This is a genomic window from Kandleria vitulina DSM 20405, from assembly GCF_000702065.1.
Classification (GTDB): domain Bacteria; phylum Bacillota_I; class Bacilli_A; order Erysipelotrichales; family Coprobacillaceae; genus Kandleria; species Kandleria vitulina.
Genome location: NZ_JNKN01000024.1, coordinates 21,729 through 32,487 on the forward strand (window position 1 = coordinate 21,729; position 10,759 = coordinate 32,487).

Annotated in this window: 11 protein-coding genes; 6 read left to right on the forward strand and 5 right to left on the reverse strand. The window is 35.0% G+C overall.

Translation table 11 applies throughout. The annotated features are described in order from the left end of the window. Positions 1-3 precede the first annotated feature (3 nt). Entirely contained in the window at positions 4-843 is an 840-nt protein-coding gene (gene folD, locus T513_RS0106780) for a bifunctional methylenetetrahydrofolate dehydrogenase/methenyltetrahydrofolate cyclohydrolase FolD (protein WP_031589504.1), read from the reverse strand. Positions 844-970: 127 nt separating this feature from the next. On the opposite strand from folD, the gene T513_RS0106785 reads away from it, so the two are divergent. Beyond that, entirely contained in the window at positions 971-1,399 is a 429-nt protein-coding gene (locus T513_RS0106785) for a MarR family winged helix-turn-helix transcriptional regulator (RefSeq protein ID WP_029071374.1), read from the forward strand. A gap of 11 nt (positions 1,400-1,410) precedes the next feature. Beyond that, on the forward strand, positions 1,411-2,316 hold the full coding sequence (trxB, locus tag T513_RS0106790; protein ID WP_031589505.1) for a thioredoxin-disulfide reductase: 906 nt from the start codon (positions 1,411-1,413) through the stop codon (positions 2,314-2,316). A gap of 66 nt (positions 2,317-2,382) precedes the next feature. Here trxB and T513_RS0106795 read toward each other — a convergent pair whose 3' ends face one another. Next, positions 2,383-3,549 (reverse strand): GGDEF domain-containing protein, encoded by a 1,167-nt coding sequence (locus tag T513_RS0106795; protein WP_031589506.1) that lies wholly within the window; start codon positions 3,547-3,549, stop codon positions 2,383-2,385. Between the two features lie 94 nt (positions 3,550-3,643). After that, complete coding sequence (locus tag T513_RS0106800) at positions 3,644-5,062, reverse strand: NAD(P)/FAD-dependent oxidoreductase (RefSeq protein WP_031589507.1); 1,419 nt, start codon at positions 5,060-5,062, stop codon at positions 3,644-3,646. Between the two features lie 152 nt (positions 5,063-5,214). Between T513_RS0106800 and T513_RS0106805 the strand changes: the two genes are divergently transcribed. The 4 genes from T513_RS0106805 to T513_RS0106820 all read left to right on the forward strand — a co-directional run bounded on the left by T513_RS0106805 (position 5,215) and on the right by T513_RS0106820 (position 8,224). After that, entirely contained in the window at positions 5,215-6,120 is a 906-nt protein-coding gene (locus tag T513_RS0106805; protein WP_029071370.1) for a LysR family transcriptional regulator, read from the forward strand. 85 nt (positions 6,121-6,205) lie between these two features. Then, positions 6,206-7,321 carry a 5-methyltetrahydropteroyltriglutamate--homocysteine S-methyltransferase gene (locus T513_RS0106810; RefSeq protein ID WP_031589509.1) on the forward strand — a complete coding sequence of 372 codons (1,116 nt, stop codon included), beginning with the start codon at positions 6,206-6,208 and terminating at the stop codon, positions 7,319-7,321. A 53-nt stretch (positions 7,322-7,374) separates the two neighbouring features. Then, on the forward strand, positions 7,375-7,845 hold the full coding sequence (locus tag T513_RS0106815) for a hypothetical protein (protein ID WP_029071368.1): 471 nt from the start codon (positions 7,375-7,377) through the stop codon (positions 7,843-7,845). Next, positions 7,808-8,224, forward strand: coding sequence for a hypothetical protein (locus T513_RS0106820; RefSeq protein ID WP_031589511.1), 417 nt, complete (start codon positions 7,808-7,810; stop codon positions 8,222-8,224). The genes T513_RS0106815 and T513_RS0106820 overlap by 38 nt, the downstream gene beginning before the upstream one ends. 11 nt (positions 8,225-8,235) lie before the next feature. Here the strand turns inward: T513_RS0106820 and T513_RS0106825 are convergent, their stop codons facing one another. Both T513_RS0106825 and T513_RS0106830 read right to left on the reverse strand, forming a co-directional pair. Further along, a complete protein-coding gene (locus tag T513_RS0106825) occupies positions 8,236-9,714 on the reverse strand; it encodes a glycoside hydrolase family 1 protein (protein WP_031589513.1) in 1,479 nt (492 codons plus the stop codon). Between the two features lie 61 nt (positions 9,715-9,775). Then, the gene (locus tag T513_RS0106830; RefSeq protein ID WP_029071365.1) at positions 9,776-10,432 is read right to left on the reverse strand and encodes a hypothetical protein; all 657 of its coding nucleotides are present in this window, start codon (positions 10,430-10,432) and stop codon (positions 9,776-9,778) included. Positions 10,433-10,759: the final 327 nt, after the last annotated feature.

Sequence of the window (10,759 nt, forward strand, 5' to 3'; positions counted from 1 at the left end):
AAGTTACCTCGCTTTATATGATTTAAGGGTGTTGCTCATTAATAATGCTATTGTCATTGGACCAACACCACCAGGTACTGGGGTAATGGCCTGAACTTTATCTACAACATCATCAAAATCCACATCACCGCATAGTTTGTTGTTTTCATCTCTGTTCATACCGACATCCAATACGACAGCCCCTTCTTTAACATACGATGAATCAAAGAATTTAGGCTTACCGATTGCGGCAATAAGAACATCTGCTCTTTTTGTTACATCTCTTAAATTCCCTGTATGAGAATGAGCAATTGTCACTGTCGCATTACGATGTAAGCATAACAATGAAACCGGCTTTCCGACAATATTGCTTCTTCCTACAACGACAACTTCTTTTCCATCTAGATCATAATTGATAGCATCAAGCATACACATCATTCCCTGAGGTGTACATGGAACAAGTCCATCTTCATTAAGGACAAGTTTAGCAACATTGCTTGGGTGGAACCCATCAACATCTTTGATTGGGTCAATTGCTTCAATAATGGCCTGTTCATCAATATGATCAGGTACTGGAAGCTGTACAAGAATACCATCAACTTCTTCATTCTTATTTAATGAATCAATTAAAGCTAATAGTTCTTCCTGAGTAAAAGAGGCATCCTTGCTAATTGTCATTGATTTCATTCCTACAAATTCACAGGCTCTAATCTTGTTTCTTACATAAACCTGAGATGCAGGATCCTCCCCAATCAAGATCACCGCAAGGCATGGGATACGTTTCCCTTCTTCTTTTAGAAGTTCAACTTCTTTTTTAATATCTTCTTTAATCTGCTTTGAAATTTCTTTACCATTTATCAACATATTCTATCACCTTTTGCGTTATTATAACGGATAATTTATCCTCTTTCAATATAAGTGCAAAAGAATTGACACTTCTAAATAATCAATGTTAATATAATTTTGCAAAATTAATTAGGGAGTGTTTATTATGAAATATGAATGTCTCAATATAGATAATCAATTATGTTTTCCTTTGTATGCTTTATCCCATCAGATCACAAAAAAGTATAAGCCTATTCTCGATGAAATTGATTTAACATATACGCAATACATTACCATGATGGTCATGTGGGAAAGAAAACAAGTCACTGTAAAAGAAATTGGCAGTGTTCTTTACCTTGATTCAGGGACATTGACGCCTCTATTAAAGAGATTGGAAAAGAAAGGTCTTATTACAAGAGAACGTTCTAAAGATGATGAACGATCACTTAATGTCACATTAACAAAGGAAGGAGAAGCTTTACAGGAAAAAGCAAAAGATATTCCTTCTAAGATTGGATCTTGTCTTCCTTTATCAGAAGAAGATGCTTCTCAGCTCTATACTTTGTTATACAAGTGTTTAAACGCTATTAAATAGGAGGTCTAATTATGACTGATGTAATTATTATTGGTGGAGGTCCAGCCGGCCTTACTGCTGCTCTATATGCTTCTAGAGCAGGTGCAAGTGTAAAAATTATTGAAGCAGGTGCCCCAGGCGGTAAATTGAATCTTACTGCTGATATTGAAAACTATCCTGGTATCAAGACAATGAAAGGGCCAATGTTGGCATATGAAATGTATGAACATGCCTTAAGCTTTGGTGCTACATTGGATATGAGTGAAGTCAAGGAAATCAGAGATGATGGTGATGTGAAGACTGTTGTCACTACCAGCGGTGAACATCAGGCACGTTATGTCATCATTGCGACAGGTACTAAAGAAAGAAAAATGAATGTCCCAGGTGAAGAAGAAAACGCTGGTAAGGGTGTGTCTTACTGTGCGGTATGTGATGGTCCATTCTTTAGAGGAAAAGAAGTCGCAGTCGTTGGCGGGGGCAACTCCGCGATTGAAGAAGCAATCTATCTTTCTACCATTGCATCTAAGGTACATGTCATCATGAGAAGAGATGTCTTTAGAGCAGATAAGATTATTTCTGAAAAAGCTTTAGCTACTGAAAATATTGAATTCCATTTCAAGAAAAAACCACATGCTGTATTATCAGATGATACTCATGTCACTGGATTAGAAATTGAAGATAGCGATACTGGTGAATTATCACAGATTGAAGTATCAGGTATCTTCCCATTCGTTGGTAATGACCCTGTCACTCACTTTGTAAAAGATCTTGGTATTACTGATGAAAAAGGATATATTCTCGTAAACGAGAATATGGAGACAAGCAAAGAAGGCATTTATGCAATCGGCGATGTAATCGCCAAAGATTTGCGTCAGGTCGTTACAGCTGCTAATGACGGCGCTATTGCTGGTCAGCACATTGCTCAAAAACTATTATAGACACAATTGCACGATTCACTAATCGTGCATTTTTTATTCAAGACTAAAAAAGGAAGCGTACGCTTCCTAATTGTGTCTTCTATCAATATGATAATCCCTATAGAATCTCGCTTTATCCTTATACATCTCTCTATCTGCTACTTCAATAAGCTGTTCTAAAGTGAAATTAGAATATTCTACCGCTTTAGCATATCCAACCGCTACATGGATATCTAAGGCATCATCTGTATTTTGTCTATAAACAGAGAATTCTTTTTTCATTACTTTGATAAACTCTTTGATTGTATATGAAGTAAGATCTAGTATTACGACAAATTCATCACCGCCTGTGCGATAGACTTTACCATGAATTGAAGCAGCTATCTTAATCGCATTAGCTGTTTCTTTTATTAGTTCATCACCTTTTTCATGTCCCAAGGTATCGTTTACCTTTTTTAATCCGTTTATATCAATTAGTAATGCACATAATGTTTTAGATAGAGGTGGTTCTCTATGCTTTTTTAATTGTTCATTATATGCATAACGACTATAAAGTCCAGTTAATGCATCTTTTTCTAGAAGAATGCTTTTTTCTTTACCTGCTTCATCCATCTCTTGTTGACAGAATTCTTCATAATGAATAAATAACAAAGAAGAAGCCATTGCCAGTCCTAAATATCCAGTACGCATGAAATCCCCAAATGTTTCTTGGAATATGATACCTGCTAATGCGAATAAAGTGATCGCAAATAATGATTTCTTATTACTATTGGCGAATTTACGTCCATAATGTAGAAATCCGATAATTAACATCGTCATCATTAATACGTATATCACAGAATAGATAACGTAATATGGTCCATGATGGTAAACATTACCTTGATCAATGTAGAATACCCATCCAAATGGTAAGGAGACGATTATGAAGAAGATATCAATTATCTCCAATATTCCCATATATTTTTTTACAATAACATCTTGATCTACGGATACGATAAAGAAATACGCGATAGCTGGTGATAATGTGTAATCCAATACTTTTACAAGAGAATGAATATATCTTGTCCAAGCCGGTGCTCCATTCATGATAATTCCAATCCATTCCATGATGGCAGCTAGAATTATAATGATATATGTTTTATAAATAGATCTCTTATGTTGAGGAGCTAATCTTCCATTTTCATGTACGAGAAGGCTTAAGATAAAAAGGTTTAATATTGTCATTAGTAATATAATGGAATAAAACTCATACATAATTTATCTACCTCCTTGTTACTTTTATATTACCATAAGGTTACTTAAATTTATTATTTTTTTTAATTATTTAAAAAAGACTGATCGCTCAGTCTTATGAAAGCTTTTTAACAATATCTCTTGCTACAAGAATACCATTAGCTCCTGCTTGCGATAATCCTCTAGTTAATCCAGCTCCATCACCAGCTACATAAAGAGAATCAATATCCGTTTCAAATCCTTCATGTACCTTAACACGGGCACTATAGAATTTAGCTTCTACACCATAAAGAAGAGTATGTTCATTAGCGATACCTGGGGTAACATGATCTAATGCTTCAATCATTTCAATGATTGATTTCATTGTATTGTAAGGAAGAACTAGTCCTAAATCACCTGGTACAGCTTCTGGCAACGTTGGTACAGTATATCCTTCTTTAATACGCTTTGCGGTAGAACGTCTTCCCTTCTTGATATCACCGTACTTCTGTACAATGATAGAACCATTAGAAAGTCTATTAGCCAATCGTGCAATCGCATGCGCAAATTCATTTGGCTGATTAAATGGTTCACTAAACTGATGTGATACAAGTAAAGCAAAGTTTGTATTATCAGATCCAAGTTTTGGATCATGATAAGCATGACCATTGGCCATCATTGTTCCTTCATGATTCTCTACAACCACATGTCCACTTGGATTAGAACAGAATGTTCTTACCTTTGTTCCTACTGATGTATTGTAGACAAACTTTCCTTCATAAAGATTTTCATTGATTTCTCTCATGACAATATTGCTTGCCTCTACTCTTACACCAATATCAACCTGGTTGTTATAAAGCTTAAGACCATGGTGATCTAAAATTGAAGCAAGCCATGTAGCACCATCTCTACCTGGAGCTAATACAATCTTTTTAGCATAGATTTCATCACCTTTTTCTAATACAATTCCTTTTACTTTCTTATCTTCAACGATAATATCCTTAACCGCTGTCTTGAATGCCATATCGATATGTTCAGCAAGTTCATTGGACATTTCTGTCATAATACGAAGATTTTCTTCTGTTCCTAAGTGACGTACCTTAGCACGTAATAGCTTAAGACCAACAGCATAGCCACGCTGTTCAATTTCCTTGATTTTTTCAGTTGTAGGATCTGTAATGTCATGTGTAGCTCCATGCTTAAGATAAAGATCATCTACATAATGAATAACATCAACAACTTCATCAGGTGAAAGATAATCAGTTAGCCATCCACCGAATTCACTTGTAATATTAAATTTACCATCAGAATATGCGCCAGCACCACCAAAACCGCATGTAATAGAACATGCAGGACGGCATCCTGGTTCCTTATCCTTAATTTCTGGGCATCGCTTGATTTTCTTATCTTTAATTGGACAATGTCTAGACATTACATTATGTCCCTTATCTACAAGCAATACACTCAAATTTGGATTCTTAAGATAGAGTTCGTAGCATGTCATAATACCTGCAGGACCTGCTCCAACCACAATAACATCATAGTTTTTTTCCATTTTATTCATCCTCCAAAAAATTAGTATAACATAGTTTTTACTAAAATCTATAAAAATAATTTTGAATTTATAAATAAATTTATTCTTCTCATTGTATCATCATTTTCTCTCTTGAATTTATGTTAAAATCAATATCAAAAGGGGGAAACAAAATGACACTACAACAGCTTATCTACCTTGTTACAGCAGCTGAATGCGGCAATATGACGGAAGCTGCTGCTAAACTCTATATCTCACAGCCATCACTAAGTGCTGCTATTCGTAATCTTGAAGAAGAAATGGGTGTGACTGCTTTTTCAAGAACAAACAAAGGCATCACTGTCACAAGAGAAGGAGAAGAACTACTTTCCTATGCGCGCATGCTGCTGGAACAATCAGAGAACATGAAAGACCACTTCTGCAACAGCAAGCATCAGATCCCTAAGTTTTCCGTCTCCTGCCAGCATTACTCCTTTGCGGTCAATGCCTTCGTAGATGTAATCAAAACCTTTGATGCCGATCGCTACAACTTTATTATGCGAGAAACACAGACTGGAGAAATCATTGATGATGTGGCTAACGGGAAAAGTGAAATAGGTATTATTTTCTTATCTGAACATAATGAAGAAATTCTTTCTAAATTGATCCGAAACAACAATCTGATCTTTGAAGAACTTTATGTTGCTAAACCACATATTTTCATCTATAAACATCATCCTCTTGCTAAAAAAGATAAGATAACGCTTGATGATCTTACTCAATATCCTTATCTTGTCTATGAACAAGGCACACGCAACTCTTTTTATTTCTCAGAAGAATTTATCAGTACCCTTGATTTTCCTAAGATCATTCAGGTAAGAGATCGTGCCACCCTATTCAATCTTGTTATCGGTCTCAATGGGTTTACTGTAAGCAGCGGTATTATCGATCATCGACTCAATGGTCCTCATATTATTGCTAAACCGTTAATTGCGGATCAGACAATGCATATTGGCATTGTGAAAAAGAAAAATATGATATTAAGCAGATATGCTCATAAATACATTGAAGCTTTAAAAGAACATTTGTCCATAGTTTAAAACTATCGATAACAATGAATTATATATATTTTTAAAAATGTATATTTATTGATATCCTTATTTCAAGATGAAGGAGGAAATCAATATGAGTAATTTACATACACCTTTTCGTTATGATTTTGTAGGAAGCTTCTTAAGACCACAGGCTTTAAAAGATGCTAAGCTACAGTTTCAAAACGGAGTATTAACACAAGAAGAATATGACAACATTGTGAATGAAGAAATCACAAAGGTTGTCAAAAAACAAAAAGAACTAGGCTATCATGTCATCACTGATGGAGAATTCAGAAGAACATTCTGGCATTTGGACTTTATGTGGGGACTTGAAGGCGTTGAACATAAACACACTGGAAATGGCGTAAGATTCAATGATGAACTTGCTGTATTAGATGATACTTATCTAGTAGGAAAGATCAAGGCTAAACCTCATCCTTTTGTAGAATACTACAAGTTCCTTAAACAGTTTGAAGATGATCAGACTGTTGCTAAATATACAATTCCTGCCCCAGCTCAGACATTACAGCAGATGATTGTTCCTGACAACTATGAGTCAACTAGAAAATTTTACAAAGACAATGAAGAATTGATTCAGGATATCGCTAAAGCCTACCAGGATATCATCAAGCAGTTCTACGATGCCGGATGTCGCAATCTGCAGCTTGATGACTGTACATGGGGAGCCATTGTTGGTGATGCAGCTAAAATACGCTATAAAGCGACAGGGTTGGATTTAGAAGAAGTCAAGAAAGCGCTATTGAAAGTCAATAATCTTGCCTTAGAAGGAAAACCAGAAGATATGGTTATCAACTCTCATATCTGTAGAGGTAACTATCATTCAACATTCTTTAATAGCGGTCCTTATGACAGCGTTGCTGATTATGTCTTTGCAAAAGAGAACGTTGATGCTCTTTATCTTGAATATGATGACGAAAGATCAGGTAGCTTTGCCCCACTTGCTAAAGTATCAGATGATAAGAAAGTTGTACTTGGACTTATCACTACAAAATCACCTGTTCTAGAAGATAAAGATGAAATCATCGCTAAAATTCATGAAGCAGCTAAGTATATTCCACTTGATAGATTATACTTAAGTCCACAGTGTGGCTTTGCCTCATGTGAAATTGGCAATAAGCTCACTGAAGAAGAACAGTGGAACAAGCTTGCTCTTGTCAAAGAAATTGCTGAAGAAGTTTGGCATTAACTTTTAGTAATCCTCCTGTTTATTTCGTATAGATAAACAGGAGGTTTTTTTTTATGATGAACTGTGACTTATCTATTTCAATTGAACATGATGGCAATGTTCATATGCACTATTATCCCATGAATATATCCATCATCACCCACTATGTCTACCAGATGCTGCTGCTTATTTTAAATAATGAAGAAGATCTTTCTCTTCTTGATGACACAAGATTATGCAGCCGTCTACGCATGGCCTTCTTGGCCTTTGATCTCTCTTTCTACTATGATACTTATCATAGTTTTTCACATTGTTCTTTATTGAAGATGTTTGATTATAACTACAAAGATATATCTATTCATCTTATGGGACAAAGTGATTGTTATAAGATTGAGACCCCAACTTCTTTAAGCGTTGGTGACTTTGTCCTTATGATTGCTGTTATTTTATCAGTCTTGCCTAATACTTTAAGACAATCCTTATTTCAGGCTTTAATGGAAGATGTCTATGGAAAAAATAATGAAACTCATGCAGCTTACTGTTAAAGATGATCATATTGAAACAGAAGTTTTTGAAGAAGGAACGCCTCAAAAAATTGCAACTTGTCTTCTTCTTTTGATGAAGCAGCATATAAATGATTATCATGAAGAAGATTTTATTTGGAATGTTCATCTTCATTCCTTTAGACAAAGAACCAATATTCCTTCTTCTTGTCACATTGAAGATTCCATCTTTACTATTGAAAACAAAGATGGCTATGGTCTTTTAAGTGGTACTACAGCAATCAATGATGAACAATACGCTTTTATTCTTGGCTGTTTCTTATCAGCAGGAATCAGCTATTCTATTGAATGCTATCTTGTGAGCATTCTCTATCGCATTTTTTTAAGTGTGAATAACCCCATTATAGATCATCCTCTATAATGGGGTTATTTTTATTCAAATAAGCTTTCTCCGTTTGTTTCAATGACTTTCTTATACCAATCATAAGATTTCTTTTTGATTCTTTTATAGCTTCCTCTATTGTAGTCATCTACATCTACATAAATGAAGCCATAACGCTTGCTCATTTGATTTGTTGAATTGGAAACAAGATCTATTGGTGCCCATGTTGTATAGCCCATCAGCTCTACTCCATCATCTTTTATGGCATGATACATCTGAATCATATGTTTTTTTAGATAATCAATGCGATAGTCATCATTGATGCTGCCATCTTCTTCTATCTGATCTCTTGCACCTAATCCATTTTCTACAATAAACAATGGTTTTCTATAGCGATCATATAAATCAATAAGGGAGATTCTTAATCCAATAGGGTCAATCTGCCATCCCCAATCACTTGATGGAATATACGGATTCTTGATTGCTGTCTGGGTATTGCCAGATGTCATTGTTAATCCTGCTTCATTCTCTGCCACGCAGCTTGATGAATAATAAGAGAATGAAATGAAATCTACAGGATAATCCTTCATGATGCGAAGATCCTCTTCACTCATCTTAATATAAAAACCTTTGTTTTTATACATGTTCAATAGATAACGTGGATATTCTCCATAGACCTGTGTATCTGAATAGCAGTAGATCTGACGCATTGTTTCTCTTTCTTTTAGAACATCTTCTGGTCGACATGAATAAGGATAATATGTTAATTTTGTCAGCATACATCCTACTTTCGCATCAGGTATATTTTCATGTGTGATCTTCACTGCCAAAGCACTTGCGACAAACTGGTGATGCATAGCCTGATATTCTACTTCTTCAAATTGTTCTTTCTTAAAACGTGATTCAATAAGACCACCGGTCATAAATGGATGTCTGATTATTGAATCTATTTCATTAAATGTGAGCCAATATTTTACTTTATCTTTATATCTTTTAGTAATGACATCTACATATCTTACAAAGAAATCAATTGTCTTACGATTATACCAACCATTATATTCTGTTGCTAAATATAGCGGTGGTTCATAATGGGACATTGTGACTAAAGGCTGCATATTATATTTTAAGCATTCATCAAATACACGATCATAGAAAGCTAATCCTTCTTCATTAGGAACTTCTTCATCACCTTTAGGAAAAATACGTGACCAGGCAATGGACATACGATAGACCTTAAATCCCATTCCTGCAAGCAATGCGATATCTTCCTTATAGTGATGATAGAAATCTATTCCGTGTCTTTTAGGATAAAAGACCTCATCATTTGTCTCAAGCGCTTCTTTGATCTGTTCATCTGTAATATCACATAAACCATGTACATCAAGAAGATCCTTCATCTCCTTAGGATCTGTAAACTTGGCAACATCGGAAACAGAAGGACCTTTTCCTCCTTCTTTCCATCCGCCTTCAAATTGATTAGCAGCAGTAGCACCACCCCATAAAAAATGTTCTGGAAAAGTTTTTGTCATAATAAAATACCTCCACTATATTTCATTATAGCGAAGGTATTCTTTTATATGTTTATTTTTCTTAATCCGAAATTTCTTTATGACTTAAAGTCTGAAGAATCTTGTATTCATAAAGATGTCTAACAAAAGCAAGACGTCTACGATGAGAAAAAGTTAAAGGATTATTATTGTTTTCTTCCTTATTCTTCTTTACCATACGATGACTCTTTTCTTCATTAGAATCAAATTTCATCATTAAATCTACTACACAGCATACAAAATCATTAGTCCCAATTGTTTCTACATTATCTTCTAAGACTTCTGCATTAAGCACATCAGCCCAATCAGCTTCTTCAATAGCAACACTCTTAGGCAATGGTGTCTTTTCAATAAGAGGCTTGATTTCTTTCGTTTCTAGACGATCAACTTTCTTATTTCTTTTCTGATCTTCTATCATATACTGTTCAAGTTCATTGTAGTATTGATAATCCTTAAGATCATCTTTTTTAAACATGAAGCTATCAATAGCTGTTGCATCAGGTCTTTCATAGAATGTACCTTTTAATGTATAAATCAAATAAGGTGAGTCCTGATCTGTCATTGATAAAATACGCTTATAAGCTTTCTTGAACTGTTCTAACTGACGGTTCTGGTCTTCTGCATTAACAGCAAGAGAGACACCAATTCTCATAAATACGTCTTCAGGACGATTCTCTTTTAGCAATTCTTTAAATTTCATGTTTTCCTCCATTTCCACGCGCCTTCGTTGCGCGGACACAAATATATAACCAAACTCAAATCCACCAAAACTCTAGTGTGCATCTCGATATAATAGTATAATCAAAGAGAGGTGGTATACTACAGAGCACGTGAAGGTGAGTAGGCAATTCTGCTCAAATAGAATATCCTGAATGTTTATAAGTCGCCGCTATCTTTTCAAGCACAAATAAGTTGGACTTAGAGCCAGGACACTTATGATTGTACAATCAACTGAGTGATTAGCTTAGATAGCAGTCAATGCCACTTCTCTTCTTTCAATGAAAGGAGAGATTTTTTTATGAAGATT